This is a genomic window from Thermobispora bispora DSM 43833 (assembly GCF_000092645.1).
In the GTDB taxonomy this organism is placed as follows: Bacteria; Actinomycetota; Actinomycetes; order Streptosporangiales; family Streptosporangiaceae; genus Thermobispora; species Thermobispora bispora.
On the sequence record NC_014165.1, the window covers coordinates 3,349,271 to 3,368,259 of the forward strand.

Consider the following 18,989-nt stretch of genomic DNA (forward strand, 5'->3'; position numbering starts at 1 on the left):
CGGCATGGATCGTCGAAATGGATCAGCGGAGGGTTCCGTTCGTCATGCCCGCCGGCTCCTCCGGCACGGCGATCAAGCCGAGTTCGGCGGGCGCCGCCAGCAATGGGTGCGACGGCACGACACGGACGGTGTAACCGAATGCGCCGGTCCGATCGAGGGGGATCACCCCGGCGTACCGGGCGCGGCCGTCGTCGTGGATCGTCTCCATCGTCAGCGTGACGTGATCCGGGCGGATCAGCTCGTCGTGCGCGCCGACCCGGCCGTAGACCGCCTGGACCTCGACGTCCTCGGGGCTCAGCTCCCCGAGCGCGACCGTGGCCGTGATCTTCAGGCGGGTGCCGAGCTCCGGGGTGTCGCCGGCCCCGGAGCCTTCGACGTGCTCGACCCGCACCCCCGGCCAGGCCCGCGACACGCGCACCTTCCAGGCCGCGAACCGCTTGGCGTTCCGGTGGTCATCCGCGGCGAACTCCCGGGCCGCCTTCGCCGCCGGGGTGTAGAGGTCGAGCACGTACTCCTTGAGCATGCGCCCGGCCAGGACCTTCGGCCCGAGCGAGCGCAGCGTGTGCCGGACCATCTCCAGCCAGCGGCGCGGCAGCCCGTCGGCGGTGCGGTCGTAGAACCGGGGCGTGACCTCGCGCTCGAGGAGGTCGTAGAGGGCCGCCGCCTCGAGCTCGTCACGCCGGTCGGGATCCGCCACGCCCTCGGCGCTTGGGATGGCCCAGCCGTTGGCGCCGTCGAACCACTCGTCCCACCAGCCGTCCCGGATGGAGAGGTTGAGGCCGCCGTTGAGCGCGGCCTTCATCCCGGAGGTGCCGCACGCCTCGAGCGGGCGGAGCGGGTTGTTCATCCAGACGTCGGCGCCGGCGACGAGCACCTGGGCGAGCGCCATGTCGTAGTCGGGCAGGAACACGATGCGGTGCCGCACGCGCTCCTGGTCGGCGAACCGGACGATCTGCTGGATGAGCCGCTTGCCGCCCTCGTCGGCCGGGTGCGCCTTCCCGGCGATGACGATCTGGACGGGCCGGTCCGGGTGGAGCAGCAGCGCCGTGAGCCGCTCCGGGTCGCGGAGCATGAGGGTGAGCCGCTTGTACGCGGGGACCCGGCGCGCGAACCCGATGGTCAGCACCTCCGGGTCGAGGACCTGGTCGACCCAGCCGAGCTCCGCCTCCGCGGCGCCGCGCCGGAGCCAGGCGCGCTTGAGCCGCTTGCGCGTCTCCGCCACCAGCCGGGTGCGCAGCCGGCAGCGCACGGCCCAGAGGTCGGCGTCGGAGAGCCGGTCCACCCGCTCCCAGCCCCGCTCGTCGCCCACCCCGGTGAGGTGGTCGCCGCCGATCAGCTCGAGGAGCTCGCGGGCCATCCACGTGGGCGCGTGGACGCCGTTGGTGATCGAGCCGATCGGCAGCTCGTCGAGGTCGAACCCCGGCCACAGGCCGCGGAACATGGCGCGGCTCACCTCGCCGTGGAGCCGGGAGACGCCGTTGACCCGCTGGGCGAGCCGCATGCCCATCACGGCCATGTTGAACACCGAGGGGTCGCCGCCGGGCCCGGGCTCGGCCCCCAGCTCCAGGACGTTCGCCACGTCCACGGTCGGCCAGGCGCTCCCGCTGAACTGGCGCGCGATCATGTCGGCCGGGAACCGGTCGATGCCGGCCGGCACCGGGGTGTGCGTGGTGAACACCGTGCCGGCGCGCACCGCCTCGAGCGCCTCCGCGAAGGAGAGCCGCGCCTCGGTGAGCTCGCGGATCCGCTCCAGGCCGAGGAAGCCGGCGTGGCCCTCGTTGGTGTGGAACACCTCGGGCTCCGGGTGGCCGGTGATCCGGCAGTACGCGCGCACCGCCCGCACCCCGCCGACGCCGAGGAGCAGCTCCTGCCGGAGCCGGTGGTCGCTCCCGCCGCCGTAGAGGCGGTCGGTCACGTCCCTGGCCATCGGGTCGTTCTCCGCGATCCCGGAGTCGAGCAGCAGTAAGGGCACCCGGCCCACCTGGGCGACCCAGATCCGGGCGCGCAAGGGCTGCGCGCCGTCGAGGGTGACGCAGACCGTGGCCGGGGTGCCGTCCGCCTCCCGCAGCAGGGTGAGCGGGAGCCCGCCCGGGTCGAGCGACGGGTAGTGCTCCAGCTGCCAGCCGTCCGGGGAGAGCGACTGGGTGAAGTAGCCGTGGCGGTAGAGCAGGCCCACCCCGATGATCGGCACACCGAGGTCGCTCGCCGCCTTCAGGTGGTCGCCCGCGAGGATGCCGAGGCCGCCCGAGTACTGCGGGAGCGCGGCGGCGATGCCGTACTCCGGGGAGAAGTAGGCGATCGCCCGGGGCGCGTCCTCCAGCGACTGGTACCACCGCGGAGCGGTGAGGTACTCGCGGAGGTCATCGGCGGCGTCGGCGAGCCGGCGCAGGAACCGCCGGTCCGCGGCGAGCTCGAGCAACCGGCCGGTCTCCACCGCACCGAGCAGGGCGACCGGATCGTGGCCGACCCGCTCCCATGCCTCCCGGTCCACGTCGGCGAAGAGGTCCAGCGTCTCCGGGTGCCATGACCAGCGGAGATTCCGCACCAGCTCGGCCAGCGGCGCCAGCTGAGGAGGCAGGGACGTCCGTACGGTGAAGCGCCGAATTGCTCTCACGGGGCTGACCTTAATTAGTCGGCACCGCGGCACGCGACAGGAACGCTCCACCGGCCGGACCGGGGTGCGCCCGCGCGGCCGCCCTCTTGCATGTCGCTCCTATCCCCTACCGCATCCGGCAAAGCCCAACGAACGTCATAGCTCCGGTCCACCTCGCACCGCCCACGATCAAGAAATGGCCACGGACCGCCCGAACGTCTCGGAACGGGCAACGCCGCACCGGGAGAGGGTAAGTATGGACCTGTGCGGGCACGCCGGATGACGGGTACGTTACCGCCTCGGCGGCCCGCGGGGGGAGCCGGCGGTGCGGCCGGGAGACGGCCCAGGGAGAGCCGAGGGAGACGTGCACCATGACCAGCGACGAGACCCACCGGCGCCGGGCCCGGCGCCCCTAGGTAAGGCAGCGATGATCGGACGAATCCCCATCCTCGACCTCCACCCCGTCGTCGACTGCGGGCGGTGGCCGGCCAAGGCCGTCGCCGGCGAGACCTTCGAGATCAGCGCGACCGTGTTCCGGGAAGGGCACGAGGCGGTCGCGGCCGGCGCCGTGCTCACCGATCCGTCGGGCAGGCAGGGGCGGGTCCTGCCGATGCGCGAGATCGCCCCCGGCACCGACCGGTGGAGCGTGACGGTCTCGCTCCCCGACGAAGGGCTGTGGTGGTTCCACGTCGAGGCGTGGGGCGATCCGATCGCCACCTGGCTGCGGGACGCCGGCATCAAGATCCCCCGGGGGATCGACGCGGAGCTCATGTGCGAGGAGGGGGCCCGGCTCTTCGAGCGCGCCGCGGCGGCCGTGCGGCCGGACGACTGCCCGGGCCCGGAGCCCTGCGCGCACGCCGCCACGCTGCGGGAGGTGGCGGAGCGGCTGCGGGACGAGCACCTCGACCCGCGGGCCCGGTTCTCGGCCGCGCAGCTCGCCACCACCGCGGAGGCGATCGAGGCGCACCCGCTGCGGGAGCTGGTCACCCGCTCGGAGCGGTACCGCATCCGGGTGGACCGCCGGCGGGCGCTGTTCGGCTCGTGGTACGAGTTCTTCCCCCGCTCCGAGGGCGCGATCGTGCCCGGGGAGTGCGGCGTCCCGGCCGACGCCGGGATCACCCCGCGCTCGGGGACGTTCCGGACCGCCGCCGAGCGGCTGCCGGCCATCGCCGCGATGGGCTTCGACGTGGTCTACCTGCCGCCGATCCACCCGATCGGGTTCACCGCCCGCAAGGGGCGGAACAACACGCTCACCGCCGGGCCGCACGACCCGGGGTCGCCGTGGGCGATCGGCTCCCCGGCGGGCGGGCACGACGCGGTCCACCCCGACCTCGGCACGATCGAGGACTTCGACGCGTTCGTGGCGCGGGCGCGCGAGCTCGGCCTGGAGGTCGCGCTCGACCTCGCCCTGCAGTGCTCGCCCGACCACCCGTGGGTGAAGGAGCACCCCGAGTGGTTCACCAAGCGGGCCGACGGGTCGATCGCGTACGCGGAGAACCCGCCCAAGAAGTACCAGGACATCTATCCGCTCAACTTCGACAACGATCCGGAGGGGCTCTACCAGGAGGTCCGGCGGATCGTCCGGTTCTGGATGGACCACGGGGTGCGGATCTTCCGGGTGGACAACCCGCACACCAAGCCGGTCCACTTCTGGGAGCGGCTGATCGCCGACATCAACGCCACCGATCCGGACGTGCTGTTCCTCGCCGAGGCGTTCACCCGCCCGGCGATGCTGCAGACCCTGGCGAAGATCGGGTTCCACCAGTCGTACACGTATTTCACCTGGCGGAACACGAAGGCGGAGATCGAGGAGTACCTCACCGAGCTCGCGCACCGGACGGCGCACTTCCTCCGCCCGAACCTGTTCGTGAACACCCCGGACATCCTGCACGAGTACCTGCAGCACGGCGGGGTGCCGGCCTTCAAGATCAGAGCGGTGCTCGGCGCGCTCCTGGGGCCGACCTGGGGGATCTACTCGGGGTTCGAACTCTGCGAGAACACGCCACTACGCCCGGGGAGCGAGGAGTACCTTGATAGTGAGAAATATCAGTACAAGCCGCGCGACTGGGCGGCGGCCGAACGGGAGGGCCGCAGCATCGCCCCCTTCATCACCCAGCTCAATCTCCTGCGGCGGGCGCACCCCGCGCTCCAGGAGCTGCGCAACCTGCGGTTCCACCACGTCGACCAGCCGGAGCTGATCTGCTTCTCCAAGCGCCTGCCCGGGCCGTACGATCCGGCGACCCGGCGGCACGGGCTCGGCGACGTGGTGCTCGCCGTCGTCAACCTGGACCCGCACCACACCCGGGAGGCGACCGTCCACCTGGACATGCCCGCCCTCGGCCTCGACTGGAACGCCGAGTTCATCGTCGACGACCAGCTCTCCGGCGAGTCGTACCGCTGGCGGCAGGCCAACTACGTGCGTCTCGACCCGCACATCTGTCCCGCCCACGTCTTCACGCTCCGCCACCCGTGAGCACGACCGCACCCGGGAGTCCACAGGTGAACCCGACATCGCAGCCCGGTCACAGCCGGCCGGTTCCCGACACCTTCACCCACGAGCAGCCGCGCGACCGGTTCTGGTACAAGCGCGCCGTCTTCTACGAGGTGCTGATCCGCGGCTTCTACGACTCCAACGGGGACGGCACCGGTGACATCCCCGGGCTGATCCAGAAGCTCGACTACCTGCAGTGGCTGGGCGTCGACTGCATCTGGCTGCTGCCGATGTACAAGTCACCGCTCCGGGACGGCGGGTACGACATCTCCGACTACATGACGATCCTGCCCGAGTACGGCGACCTCGGGGACTTCATCATGCTGGTCGACGAGGCGCACAAGCGCGGGATCCGGATCATCGCCGACCTGGTGATGAACCACACCAGCGACCAGCACCCGTGGTTCCAGGCGTCGCGCCACGACCCCACCGGGCCGTACGGCGACTTCTACGTGTGGAGCGACACCGACGAGCGGTACAAGGACGCGCGGATCATCTTCATCGACTCGGAGTCCTCCAACTGGACCTACGACCCGGTGCGCGGCCAGTACTACTGGCACCGGTTCTTCCACCACCAGCCCGACCTCAACTACGACAACCCCGCGGTGCAGGAGGCGATGCTCGAGGTCATCCGGTTCTGGCTCGACCTCGGCATCGACGGGTTCCGGCTCGACGCGATCCCGTACCTCTTCGAGCAGGACGGCACCAACTGCGAGAACCTGCCGCAGACCCACGCGTACCTCAAGCGGATCCGCGCCGAGGTCGACCGGCTCTACCCCGACCGGGTCCTGCTCGCCGAGGCGAACCAGTGGCCGGCCGACGTGGTGGAGTACTTCGGCGACCCGGTCACCGGCGGGGACGAGTGCCACATGGCGTTCCACTTCCCGCTGATGCCGCGCATCTTCATGGCGGTCCGGCGCGAGTCCCGCTACCCGATCTCCGAGATCCTCGCCCAGACACCGAAGATCCCGGAGAACTGCCAGTGGGGGATCTTCCTGCGCAACCACGACGAGCTCACGCTCGAGATGGTCACCGACGAAGAGCGCGACTACATGTACGCGGAGTACGCCAAGGACCCCCGGATGCGGGCGAACGTCGGCATCCGGCGCCGGCTCGCCCCGCTCCTGGAGAACGACCGCAACCAGATCGAGCTGTTCACCGCGCTGCTGCTGAGCCTGCCGGGCTCGCCCGTGCTCTACTACGGCGACGAGATCGGCATGGGCGACAACATCTGGCTCGGCGACCGGGACGGAGTCCGCACCCCGATGCAGTGGACCCCGGACCGCAACGCCGGGTTCTCCGACGCCGACCCCGGCCGGCTCTACCTGCCGGTGATCATGGACCCGATCTACGGGTACCAGGCGATCAACGTCGAGGCGCAGCAGAAGAGCCCCGGCTCGCTCCTCCACTTCACCAAGCGGATGATCGAGATCCGCAAGCGCCACCCGGTCTTCGGGCTCGGCCACTTCACCGAGCTCAACTCCTCCAACCCGAGCGTGCTCGCCTTCGTCCGCGAGCTCGGCGACGACCGGGTGCTCTGCGTCAACAACCTCTCCCGCTTCCCCCAGCCGGTCGAGCTCGACCTGCGCCGGTTCGAGGGCGTCACCCCGGTCGAGTGCATGGGCGGCGTGCCGTTCCCGCCGATCGGCGAGCTGCCGTATCTCCTGACGCTCCCCGGGCACGGTTTCTACTGGTTCACCCTGCCCAAGCCGCAGGGCGCGAGCGCCACCGAGGAGGAGTGACGAGAGGGCTGCCCGACCTGCTCGCCGGCTGGATCACCGGGCAACGGTGGTTCGCCGGGAAAGGGCATGCCGTCGACGCGCTCGCCATCGACTCCCTCACCGAGCTCCACGGCGGTGATCCCGCGCTCCTCCACCTGATCGTCTCGGTACGGCAGGCCGACCGCCGCACCCGCTACCAGCTCCCGATCGGCCTCCGGGCCGAGCTGCCCGGCCGGCTGCGGCACGCCCTGATCGGCGCCTGCACCTGGCGGGGCCGGCAGCGGTACGCGTACGACGCCGTGCACGACCACGTGCTCACCGGGCGGCTGCTCGCTGGCATGGCGGACGAGCTGACGGTGGGCGCCTTGCGGTTCCACCGCGTCCCCGGGGCGGAGATCGACCCCACGCTGCGCGGCAGCGTGCTCACCGCCGAGCAGTCGAACACCTCCCTGGTGTTCGGGGAGGCCTACATCTGCAAGCTGTTCCGCCAGCTCACCCCGGGCGTCAGCCCCGAGCTGGAGATCGTCATGGGCCTCGCGGCCGCCGGGTCGGCCCACATCGCGCGGCCGTACGGCTGGATCGAGGGGGACGTCGGCGGCGAGCCGACCACGCTCGCGATCATGCAGGAGTACCTGGCCGGGGCGGCCGAGGGCTGGACCATGGCGCTCGCCAGCGTCCGCGACCTCTACGCCAGCCCGCCCGGCCTCTCCGCCGCGGACGCCGGCGGCGACTTCGCCCCGGAGGCGTTCCGGCTCGGCGGCGCCACCGCCGAGGTCCACGACCGGCTCGCCGAGGTCTTCCCGACCGGGTCCATGTCGCCGCGGGAGATCAAAGCGCTGATCGACCGGCTCCACCGGAAGCTGGAGCAGGCGGTCGGCGCGGTCCCGCGGCTCGCCCTGTACGCCGGCGTCGCGGCCGGCGCGTTCGACCGGCTCGCCGGCATCACCCACGGCATGCCCGTGCAGCGGGTGCACGGCGACTACCACCTCGGGCAGGTGCTCCGCACCCCCGCCGACTGGGTGGTGCTGGACTTCGAGGGCGAGCCGGGCCAGCCGCTCGCCGAACGCCGGGCGCTCGACTCGCCCATGCGGGACGTGGCCGGGATGCTCCGCTCGTTCGACTACGCGGCCCGGCACCTGCTCGTCGGCCACCCGCACGCCGACGCGCTCGAGGGCCGGGCCCGGGAGTGGTCGGAGCGCAACCGCGCGGCGTTCCTCGAGGGGTACGCGGCCGCGGGCGGCCCGCTCACCGGCGACGACATGGTCATGCTGCGGGCTCTGGAGATGAGCAAGGCGGTCTACGAGGTCGTCTACGAGGCCCGGAACCGGCCGGACTGGCTGCCGATCCCGCTCGCCGCCTTCACCCCGGGCCGGGACGCTCCCTGAACCTCCGTTCGCGGTGGTGACGGCGCCCCGAATCGGGCAGGGTTATGACATGGATCTCGATCGGCTGGCCGCCGGCGCGCACCACGACCCGCACTCGATCCTCGGCGCGCACCCCGGGCCGGAGGGCGTCACGATCCGCGCACTGCGGCCGCTCGCCGAGAAGGTCGAGGCCATCGTGGACGGCACCGCCCACGAGCTGCGGCACGTCGCCCACGGGGTGTTCGAGGTGACCATCCCCGGGCTGGACAAGATCCCGGACTACCGGCTGCGGATCACCTATCCGGGCGCGCCGCCGTACGAGACGGACGACCCGTACCGGCACCTGCCGACCCTCGGCGAGTTCGACCTGCACCTCATCCACGAGGGCCGGCATGAGCGGCTGTGGGAGGTGCTCGGCGCCCGGGTCATGCGGCACGAGGACGTCGACGGCACCGCGTTCACCGTGTGGGCGCCGAACGCCCGCGGCGTCCGGGTGATCGGCGACTTCAACCACTGGGACGGCACGGCCTGCCCGATGCGCTCGCTCGGCCGGTCGGGGGTGTGGGAGCTGTTCCTCCCCGGGGTCGGGCCGGGGGCCCGGTACAAGTTCCAGGTCCTCGGCATCGACGGCGTGTGGCGGGAGAAGGCGGACCCGATGGCCCGCCGGACCGAGGTCCCGCCGGCCACCGCGTCGATCGTGGAGCGGTCCGCGTACGAGTGGCGGGACGCGGAGTGGATGGCCGCCCGCGCCCGGCGGGATCCGCTCACCGGGCCGATGAGCATCTACGAGGTGCACCTCGGCTCGTGGCGGCCCGGGCTGTCCTACCGGCGGCTCGCGGTCGAGCTGGTCGAGTACGTCACCGAGATGGGCTTCACCCACGTGGAGTTCCTGCCGGTGGCCGAGCACCCGTTCGGCGGGTCGTGGGGCTACCAGGTCACCTCGTACTACGCGCCGACCGCCCGGTTCGGCACCCCCGACGACTTCCGCTACCTGGTGGACGAGCTGCACCGCGCCGGCATCGGGGTGATCCTCGACTGGGTGCCCGCGCACTTCCCCACCGACGAGTGGGCGCTCGCCCGGTTCGACGGCACCCCGCTGTACGAGCACGCCGACCCGCGGCGGGGCGAGCACCCGGACTGGGGCACCTACGTCTTCGACTACGGCCGGAACGAGGTCCGCAACTTCCTCGTCGCCAACGCGCTCTACTGGCTGAAGGAATTCCACATCGACGGCCTGCGCGTGGACGCCGTCGCCTCCATGCTCTACCTCGACTACTCGCGGCGCGAGGGCGAGTGGACCCCGAACATCCACGGCGGCCGGGAGAACCTCGAGGCGATCGCCTTCCTGAAGGAGCTGAACACGGTCTGCTACCGCGAGGTGCCCGGGATCGTGATGATCGCCGAGGAGTCCACGGCCTGGCCGGGCGTGTCCCGCCCGGTGCACCTGGGCGGGCTCGGGTTCGGCCTGAAGTGGAACATGGGCTGGATGCACGACACGCTCAAGTACCTGTCGCACGACCCGATCCACCGGCAGTACCACCACCACGAGGTGACCTTCTCCCTGGTGTACGCGTTCTCGGAGAACTTCGTGCTGCCGCTCTCGCACGACGAGGTCGTGCACATGAAGGGGTCGCTGCTCGCCAAGATGCCCGGGGACGAGTGGCAGCGCTTCGCCAACCTGCGCGCGCTCCTGGCGTACATGTGGGCGCACCCGGGCAAGCAGCTCCTCTTCATGGGCGGGGAGTTCGGCCAGGGCGCGGAGTGGTCGGAGGCGCACGGCCTCGACTGGTGGGTGCTCGACTTCGAGTACCACCGGGGCGTGCAGCGCCTGGTGCAGGACCTCAACCGGATCTACCGGGAGACGCCGGCGCTGTACACCCGGGACTTCACCCCGGACGGGTTCCGGTGGATCGAGGCGAACGACGCGGCGCGGAACGTGCTGGCCTTCCTGCGCTACGGCTCGGACGGCTCGGTGCTCGCCTGCGTGGTGAACTTCGCCGGCATCCCGCACGAGGACTACCACCTGGGCCTGCCGGTGGGCGGCCGGTGGGAGGAGATCCTCAACACCGACTCCTTCCTCTACGCGGGCAGCGGGGTGGGGAACCTCGGCGCGGTCGAGGCGTCCGCCACGCCGTGCCACGGCCTGCCCTACTCGGCCCGGCTCCGCCTGCCGCCGCTCGGCGCGCTCTGGCTCCGGCCGGCCACGGGGTCCCCGGCGCGCGAGCGGGACGCGGACGGCCGGTCCGGCTGAGCGGCGGGCCCGGCTCCGGGGCCCGAGCAGCGAGGGCCGGATGAGGTCGCCGGTGTTCATCGCCATCCGGGGTTCCCTGGGCCCATGCAGCGGGGCCGGACGAGGTGGCCGGTGTTCATCGCCATCGCGGACCCCGGGCGCGCGAAGCGGGGGCTCGATGACGCCCGGCCGTTCCACCGCGGCGCCACGATGCCGCCCCGCCACCATCCCTGAGCCGTACAGGCCCCGCCAGCATCCCGGAGGCTCAACAGGCCCGGCCACCATTCCGGGGGCCCAAAACGGGGCGAACGCATTGACGCGCCACCGCGGCGGGCTTACCCTGCGGTCAAACTGATAGGAAACTTTCCTATCAGATAGAACCGATCCCCTACCTGGAGTGACCGTTGCGACGATTGCTGCTCGGGCCCCTGCTCGCGGGGGCAGCGCTCCTCGCTCCGCTCGCCATCGGGACCGCGACCGCCGCCACCCCGGCGACCGCCACGTACTCCACGGACTCTGACTGGGAGACCGGCTTCCAGGGCAAGTTCACCATCAAGGCCGGGTCCTCCACCCTGCAGAGCTGGACGCTCGAGTTCGACGTGCCGCCCGGCACGACGATCAGCTCCGCCTGGGACGCCCGGATGACCAGGAACGGGAACCACTACACGTTCACCAACCCGACCTGGTACGAGCCCCTCGCCCCCGGGGCGTCCACCACCTTCGGCTTCATCGGCGCGCCCGGTGGCGGCTTCACCCCGCTGAACTGCACGCTCAACGGCCAGCCGTGCTCCGGCGAACCCGGCTCCCCCGGCCCGTCGCCGACCTCCTCCCCCTCCCCCACCGTCAGCCCGAGCCCGTCCCCGCCGGTCAGCCCCAGCCCGTCGCCGACGGTGACCACGTCCCCCAACCCCGGCGGTGACAAGAAGATCGTCGGCTACTTCACCGAGTGGGGCGTCTACGGGCGCCAGTACTTCGTCAAGAACCTCGTCACCAGCGGCACCGCCTCCAAGATCGACTACATCAACTACGCCTTCGGCAACGTCACCAACGGCCAGTGCGCCATCGGCGACTCGTACGCGGCGTACGACATGGCCTACACCGCGGAGAACAGCGTGGACGGCAAGGCGGACACCTGGGACACCGGCGCGCTCCGCGGCAACTTCAACCAGCTCCGCAAGCTCAAGGCCATGTACCCGCACATCAAGGTCATCTGGTCGTTCGGCGGCTGGACCTGGTCGAGCGGCTTCGCCGAGGCGGCCCGCAACCCCGAGGCCTTCGCCGAGTCCTGCTACCGGCTGCTGAAGGACCCGCGCTGGGCCGACGTGTTCGACGGGATCGACATCGACTGGGAGTACCCGAACGCCTGCGGGCTGAGCTGCGACACCAGCGGGCCGGACGCCTTCCGGAGGCTCATGGCCGCGCTCCGCGCCAAGTTCGGCCCCGACTTCCTGGTGACCGCGGCGATCAGCGGTGACGGCACCTCGGGCGGCAAGCTCGACGCCGCGGACTACGCCGGCGCGGCGCAGTACGTCGACTGGTACCTCGTCATGACGTACGACTACTTCGGCGCCTGGGCGGCGACCGGGCCGACCGCCCCGCACTCGCCGCTCACCTCCTACAGCGGGATCCCCACGGCCGGCTTCTACGCGGACGCGGCCATCCAGAAGCTGAAGAGCAAGGGCATCCCCGCGAACAAGCTCCTGCTCGGCATCGGCTTCTACGGCCGCGGCTGGACCGGGGTCACCCAGAGCGCGCCCGGCGGCACCGCCACCGGCCCGGCACCGGGCACCTACGAGCAGGGCGTCGAGGACTACAAGGTGCTCAAGACGAGCTGCCCGGCCACCGGGACCATCGCCGGCACGGCGTACGCCCACTGCGGCAACAACTGGTGGAGCTACGACACCCCGGCGACGATCGCGGGGAAGATGGACTACGTCAAGAACCAGGGCCTCGGCGGCGCGTTCATCTGGGAGTTCAGCGGTGACACCGCCAACGGCGAGCTGGCGGCCGCCGTGGCCGGCAACCTCCGGTAGCCACGCCGCACCCTGACGCCTCCGATCCCCCTCGGGAATCCCTAGGGCGACCCAGGATCCGCGGCGGTCCCGCCAGGGCGTTCCGGGACCGCCGCGGAAGCCCACCCCCTCCACAGGCCCCCGCCACCCCCTCCGGCGGGGGCCTTTCCGCGCTCCCGCCCGCCGCTCCGGCCCGCCGTCCCGCTCGCCGGGTACGGCCGCGCCGCCGTACCGGCGCCTGTCCCCGCGACGCGCGCGAGGCGTCCGGCCGGCCGCCGATGGGTCGGTCGCTTTCATCGCCCTCGCGACGCCGCGCGAGCCGTCCGGGGCGCGGGGGCGAGAACCCGGACCGCGCCGGGCGGGCGGCGGCGCGATGAACCCCGGGAACGGGCGCGGACCAGGGCGGCCCGGCCGCGGGCTTTACGGTCTTTATCGGTCTTTGCCCACAGCGGATCCCGCGAGCACCTTCCGATGGATCCCTTAGGGTGGCCTTTATGGAGGCGACGAGGACGATCGGACAGACCCTCGAGAAGCTGCGGCGGCAGCGGAGCGCACCCTTGGTGCTCGAGCTCGACCTGACCATGGGGATCGTGGAGGGACCGCCCGCGGACCCGCTCGGCGCGATGCTGTCGATGCGCAAGATCCGCCTCGACGACGTGCTCGCCGGGCTCAACCGGGCGCGCCGGGATCCCCGGGTCAAGGCGCTGCTGGTGAAGATCGGCAACGCGCCGCTCGGGCTCGGCATGGTGCAGGAGCTCCGGACCGCGATCATCAAGCTGCGGGCGGCCGGCAAGCGCACCATCGCCTTCGCAGAGTCGTTCGGCGAGGTCAGCACCGGGACCGTCCCCTACTACCTCGCCACGGCCTGCGACCGGATCTACCTGCAGCCCTCCGGCGACGTGGGCCTCACCGGCCTCTCGGTCGAGACCCGGTTCCTCCGCGACGCGCTCGCCAAGGCCGGGGTGGAGTTCCAGCTCGGCCAGCGGCACGAGTACAAGACCGCGGCGAACGTGTTCACCCAGAACCACATGACCGAGCCGCACCGCGAGTCGACGGCGCGCATCGTCGAGTCCGCGATGGAGCAGGTCATCGAGGGGATCGCCCAGGGCCGCCGGCTCGACCCCGCGCGCGTCCGCGAGCTGGTCGACCGCGGGCCGTTCCTCGGCGCCGAGGCGGTGGAGGCCGGGCTCGTGGACGGCCTGAAGTACCGGGACGAGGTCTACGCGGAGACCGTGGGCGAGGACGGCCGGCTCCGCTACGTCACCCGGTACGCCAAGGAGGCGGCGGCCAAGCGGCTGCCGCACCCGGGGGCCGGCGCGGTCGCGCTCATCCACGGCATCGGCCCGATCCGGCTCGGCCGCAGCGGCCGGTCTCCGCTCGGCGCGAGCGGGTCCATGGGCTCGGACACCATCTGCGCCGCGTTCCGCGCCGCGCGCAAGGACGACAAGATCAAGGCCGTGGTGTTCCGGGTGGACAGCCCGGGCGGGTCCTACGTCGCCTCCGACGCGATCTGGCGGGAGGTGCTCCTCACCCGCCAGGCGGGCAAGCCGGTGATCGTCTCGATGGGCGACGTCGCCGCCTCCGGGGGATACTTCGTCTCCATGGCCGCCAACGTGATCTTCGCGCACCCGGGCACGCTCACCGGCTCGATCGGCGTGTACGGCGGCAAGCCGGTGATCAGCGAGCTGCTCGGGAAGCTCGGCGTCACGTCCGAGGCGGTCTCGATGGGCGAGAACGCGGAGATGTTCTCCACCAGCCGCGAGTTCTCCGCGGCCCAGTGGGAGCGGCTGAACACCTGGCTCGACCGGGTCTACGAGGACTTCGTCACCAAGGTCGCCGACGCCCGCGGGCTGAGCAAGGACCACGCGCACGAGCTGGCCAAGGGCCGGGTCTGGACCGGGGCGGACGCCGTCCGCAACGGCCTGGTCGACGAGCTCGGCGGGCTGGAGGACGCGCTCGCCCTCGCCCGGAGCAGGGCGGGGCTTCCCGCCACCGCGCCGGTGCGGATCTACCCCCACCTGAACCCGCTGGAGCGGATCCGGCCGCCGGAGTCGAGCGAGGACCGGTCGGCCGCCATGGCCCGGCTCCGGGTGGAGGCGTGGGGCCCGTTCGCGCGGCTCGCCGGGGAGCTCGGCCTGCCCGCCTACGGGCCGCTCCTGCTCCCCGGCCAGTGGGTGATCCGCTGAGCCGGACGGGTCCGCGTACGGCCGGGCCGCCCGGGGCGGCGGCCCGGACACACCCGAGGTGGCCGGGCCGTGCGGGTGTGCGGCCGGCCCGCCCGGAGCACACGGCCGGGACCTCCCCCACCACCCGCAGCACATCCTCTGCACCGAGGCCGCCTCTGGCGCGGTGCCCGGCGCGTCGCGATTCGGCTTGCCCGCGCCTCCGCCACCGGGGCGCGAAGCCGCCCGCACCGTCGCCGACGGCATGCGCAAACGCGGCCATCGACCGATTCGACATTCCAGGTGTGGGAAAAGCCGACTGCCCTTACCATCGCTTTCCGTGGCGGTGGAGGTCGGCTGGCGCCAGCTTCGGGCGAGCTTTATCTCGCAGAACGAGGCCGTTCAGCAGATGGCGGAGGGGCCTCCGGCGGCCCTGCTGCTTTTCTACAGTGTGGAGTGCGGGCTGAAAGCGTCGTTACTCCGTCGTCTTAAGCTTCACTCTACGGCTCAGTTGCGTCCGGAATTCCGCCGGCACGACCTGCACCGGCTGGCGAAGGAATTGCGCCTGCCGCCTACCTTGTGCGATCGCATGCAGCGATCCTGCCCATCGCAGCATGACCAGAAAACGCGGATTTCTTTCGAAGACCTGCACCAAGCATGGCGATACGGGCATGCCCTGCAGCGGGACGAGGAGAAGCAGGCGATCCAAGTGTTGCGTGAGCTGAGGGACTGGTATCAGGGAGAATTGAGGGCATGATGCCCGACGTCACGGACTCCGTCCCCGAGCACATCTACACCTGGGTGGATGTGGATGCCCACCTGGAAAAGCTCGCACTCTATAAGCGGTGGCCGGAATGGCTCCACGAGTGCGACGCATTCTGGGACGGCCTCGAAGTGACCGTCGCCCCGGCGGTTTCCGCCGAGGAAGTGCTCCGGTGGCTCGGGGAGCGATTCGGGGTCGGGTCCATTGTCAGGGACGAAGGGCCACCTGCCCTGCGCCTCGACGACATCCCTGGGCGCCCCTCCCGGAGGCTGCTTCCGATCACGATCAACCACCGCGAGCCTGAGGCCCACCGACGCGAGCCGCGATGGCGTGAGCGCCGCATCGTCCGCAGCCTCGGCGAGCCGCTGCCACCGCCGGAGTCCCATCTCCCACATGGCGTCCGGATCGCCGCCTTCCATTCCTACAAGGGAGGCGTGGGCCGTACCCTGCACGCAATCGCACTGGCCGACGCTGTGGCCCGCAAGGGCGGCCGCGTACTGCTGATCGATGCCGACCTGGAGGCTCCCGGCATCACCTGGATGCTCGCCGGTCACGGCAAACGCGTGGACTTCAGTTACGAGGACTTCCTGGCGCTCCTGCACGCTTCCGCTGACGGGCGTCCGGACGAGGCCGTCTCCCTCGGCGCCGCCTATCTGCCGAACCAGGCGTTCGACAACGTCATCGTCATGCCGACGCGGCGATCCCTCGCCGATATCGCACCACCCAAGATCGAACCCACTGATCTCCTCACGGCGGATCGGCCCATCTACTACCTGACGGAATCCCTGGCCGAGCTGGCCGCCGCATTGCATGCGTCCACCGTGCTCATCGACCTTCGCGCCGGCGGCAGCGAACTGTCGGCTCCCATCCTGCTCGACCCCCGGGTACAGCGGGTCTTCGTCACCACGGTCAGCGAGCAGTCATTGCACGGCACGGAGCGGCTCATCCGGGAACTCGGGCGACGTGCCCCGTCACGGAAGGGCGATCCGGCGAGCGCGATCATCATCACCCAGTTCCGGGAGCAGGCCGACCGATCGCTGGTGATCGAAGCGGCGGCCCGGTTGCGGGACGCGATCGCCACCACCCTGCAGCCGGAGCCGAATGAGGGCGAGGACATGACGGTCGACAACGACGTGGTGGTGGAGCCCACGCTGAGCGCGTTCCAGGATCACCTCCTTGCTCTCCCCGCCAACTGGGACGCGGTGATCGCACTCGCCCGACGCCAGCAGCTTCCGCAGCTCTTGGAGACGCTGGCAGAGGACCTCGCCTCCCCTCCGGCGGCGGCCGAGAGCGCGGATGAGTCGTTCCAGCAGAAGAGCTCCGAGGACGAACTGGCGCAAAGGCGCGAGCGACTGGAAACGTTCGCGAGGCGGCTGGCCTACGCCGAGACCGCCGACAGCACTGGCTTCCTTCCGACCGAGTCGCTGCGGAACCTGCTCACCTCGCATCGCACCGAGCCGCCGCTCTGCGTGGTGGTGGGCGCGAAGGGGTCCGGGAAGACGTTCACGCAGGTCCAGATGTGTTTCCGGGAGACCTGGCAAGGCTACGCCGAAGCTGTGGGCGTGGACAACGTGACGTTGGACGCCCGGCTCGCCCCGGTCTTCGTCTCCCGGCATCTGCAGGACCGCACCTCCGAACGGATCAGAGAGGTGCAGAAGCTCGCTTGCGCATCCCCCGGCGCCGAACCGGCGAGCCAGCTCGAGCTCCGTGACCTCATCGACACATCGCTGCGGTCCCCACTGTCCGACCTCGAGTGGCGGCGCGTGTGGCTGACCTGCATGGCCCGGGCGGTGGGCATCGAGGCGTCACCCGAGGACGTCGAGGAGAGGCTGGTCGACTTCTCGCGCACCTCGACGAGGATATTCCTCATCGATGGCCTCGAGGATCTGCTCCAGGAATTCGTCCGGAACGACGCGCAACGGCAGGCGCTCCGGGTTCTCCTCGTCGACTGTCTCGAATGGCTCCGTAGCCTCCGCGGCCGTCCGCTCGGCCTCATCATTTTCATCCGGCGCGACCTCGTGCAGGCCGCGATCAAGCAGAACAGCGCCCAATTCCTCGCGCGTTATCGCGACTACGAGCTCAAATGGAATCCGGCAGAGGCCCTGCGGCTTACGCTGTGGGTGACTCAGCAGGCCAAGGCACTTTCACAGGTGGCGTCCAAGGCGATTCGGCAGGCGAGAGACGAGGACCTGAGCCGCCTGCTCATCCCGGTCTGGGGCGAGAAGATGGGATCGCCGCGCTCGCGAGAAGCGCGGTCCGACAGGTGGTTCCTGGCGGCGTTGTCCGACTTCAACGGCCAGATTCAGGCACGAGATATCGTGACGTTCCTGGCCGAATCGGCGGCAGGCTCGGTCTCCGACACGCGCTACACGGACCGGCTGCTCATCCCCAGCGCCATGCGGAACGCACTGGTGACGTGTAGCAAGGAAAAGATCAGAGCCATCAGCGAGGAGAGCCCACAGGTGGGCGAGCTACTCAAACGCCTTGACGCGCTAGAGGCGGACAAGAAGCGCATTCCGTTCAGCCCGAATTCCGTGGGGCTGTCGAGTGAGGAGCTCGAAATTCTCGCATCCAACGGCGTCGTCTTCCGCGAAGAAGACCAGTATTGGATTCCGGAGATATTCCGCCACGGCCTCGCCTTCAAGGTGGTCGGCCGGCCCAAGATTCTCGCGATCGCGAACCAGGTTCGGCAGCGCAACTTCGACTGACCATCGAGCGACCCGTCGGAGGCAGCGCACGGTGGTCAGGTAGCCCTTGCCGGCCGCTGCCGCGCCGCCGGTCCGCGAATTTGGGCACTAGCCAGGCCTTCGCGTGCGATAGTTCTCATTCGCGCAGTAGCGATGCCGTGACCTCGCCCGCCTCGAGCCCGTCCGGGCCCGCCGAGCGGCCGACGATGGGCACCGGGCGCACCGGCGCACCTCGCCGGAGTTCGGGGCGGACCGCCGGGCGAGCCGTGCCCGCCGGGATCGGGCCGGACCATCGCCGGTCGGTACCGGCCCGGTCGCCGATGGCTGGGATCGCCGGGCATACCGGCGGGGCGGGCCCGCCGATCAGGACCGGGGTCCCTGGCACGGTCGGGACGCTGGCCCACTTCACGGCCGGCGCCGAGGCCGGGGCGGTCAGGTGACCGCGCGGTAGCGGGAGCGCAGCCGTACCAGCGGCGCGCGGGTGGCGTCCACGTAGTCGACCCCGAGCACCTCGCCGATGAAGAGCGTGTGGTCCCCGGCCGGGACGACCTGCACGCTCTCGGCCTCGAGCGCCGCCACCCCGCCCTCGACGATGAGCGCGCCGCTGTGCGCGCCGCGGTGGTGCGCCACGCCGGCGAGGAGCAGCCGCGCGCTCGGCCGGCCCGGGGTGGCGAACCGGGAGGCGATGGCCTGCTGGCCGTCGGCGAGCAGGCTCGCCGCCCAGCGGTCCCGGCGGAGCAGCACCTCGGTGACGTAGCTCTGCGAGGCGATGCTCACCAGCACCAGGGGCGGCTCCAGGGAGACCGACATCAGCGACGAGACCGTGGTCCCGATGTCGTCTCGCTCCTCCTGGACCGTGATCACCGCCACCCCGGCGGCGAGCTGCGCCATGGCCTCCCGGAACGGGCCTTCCAGTGACGTCACTCCGCCCTCCGTTCCCTCGGACTCCGGCGATCCACGCTAAAG

10 protein-coding genes are annotated in these 18,989 nt (G+C 71.1%); 8 read left to right on the forward strand and 2 right to left on the reverse strand.

The window, feature by feature from the left end; translation table 11 throughout:
* Positions 1–22: 22 nt before the first annotated feature.
* Positions 23–2,614 (reverse strand): alpha-glucan family phosphorylase, encoded by a 2,592-nt coding sequence (glgP, locus tag TBIS_RS14160; protein ID WP_013133089.1) that lies wholly within the window; start codon positions 2,612–2,614, stop codon positions 23–25.
* A 406-nt stretch (positions 2,615–3,020) separates the two neighbouring features.
* Between glgP and TBIS_RS14165 the strand changes: the two genes are divergently transcribed.
* From TBIS_RS14165 to TBIS_RS14200, 8 genes are all read left to right on the forward strand, one after another.
* Positions 3,021–5,066, forward strand: a complete 2,046-nt coding sequence (locus TBIS_RS14165) for an alpha-1,4-glucan--maltose-1-phosphate maltosyltransferase (RefSeq protein WP_013133090.1) — start codon at positions 3,021–3,023, stop codon at positions 5,064–5,066.
* Between the two features lie 26 nt (positions 5,067–5,092).
* Positions 5,093–6,826, forward strand: coding sequence for a maltose alpha-D-glucosyltransferase (gene treS / locus TBIS_RS14170; RefSeq protein WP_013133091.1), 1,734 nt, complete (start codon positions 5,093–5,095; stop codon positions 6,824–6,826).
* A complete protein-coding gene (locus TBIS_RS14175) occupies positions 6,823–8,190 on the forward strand; it encodes a maltokinase N-terminal cap-like domain-containing protein (RefSeq protein ID WP_013133092.1) in 1,368 nt (455 codons plus the stop codon). The genes treS and TBIS_RS14175 overlap by 4 nt, the downstream gene beginning before the upstream one ends.
* 49 nt (positions 8,191–8,239) lie before the next feature.
* Positions 8,240–10,420, forward strand: coding sequence for a 1,4-alpha-glucan branching protein GlgB (gene glgB, locus TBIS_RS14180; RefSeq protein ID WP_013133093.1), 2,181 nt, complete (start codon positions 8,240–8,242; stop codon positions 10,418–10,420).
* Positions 10,421–10,803: 383 nt separating this feature from the next.
* Positions 10,804–12,432: a glycosyl hydrolase family 18 protein gene (locus TBIS_RS14185; RefSeq protein ID WP_013133094.1), complete on the forward strand. Its 1,629-nt coding sequence runs from the start codon at positions 10,804–10,806 to the stop codon at positions 12,430–12,432.
* A 473-nt stretch (positions 12,433–12,905) separates the two neighbouring features.
* Positions 12,906–14,597: a signal peptide peptidase SppA gene (gene sppA, locus TBIS_RS14190; RefSeq protein ID WP_013133095.1), complete on the forward strand. Its 1,692-nt coding sequence runs from the start codon at positions 12,906–12,908 to the stop codon at positions 14,595–14,597.
* 316 nt (positions 14,598–14,913) lie between these two features.
* Complete coding sequence (locus TBIS_RS14195; RefSeq protein WP_041431616.1) at positions 14,914–15,330, forward strand: hypothetical protein; 417 nt, start codon at positions 14,914–14,916, stop codon at positions 15,328–15,330.
* Positions 15,327–18,044, forward strand: coding sequence for a KGGVGR-motif variant AAA ATPase (locus TBIS_RS14200; RefSeq protein ID WP_013133096.1), 2,718 nt, complete (start codon positions 15,327–15,329; stop codon positions 18,042–18,044). The genes TBIS_RS14195 and TBIS_RS14200 overlap by 4 nt, the downstream gene beginning before the upstream one ends.
* 411 nt (positions 18,045–18,455) lie before the next feature.
* On the opposite strand, the gene TBIS_RS14205 is transcribed toward TBIS_RS14200, so the two are convergent.
* Positions 18,456–18,947 carry a flavin reductase family protein gene (locus tag TBIS_RS14205; RefSeq protein ID WP_013133097.1) on the reverse strand — a complete coding sequence of 164 codons (492 nt, stop codon included), beginning with the start codon at positions 18,945–18,947 and terminating at the stop codon, positions 18,456–18,458.
* Between the last annotated feature and the right edge of the window lie 42 nt (positions 18,948–18,989).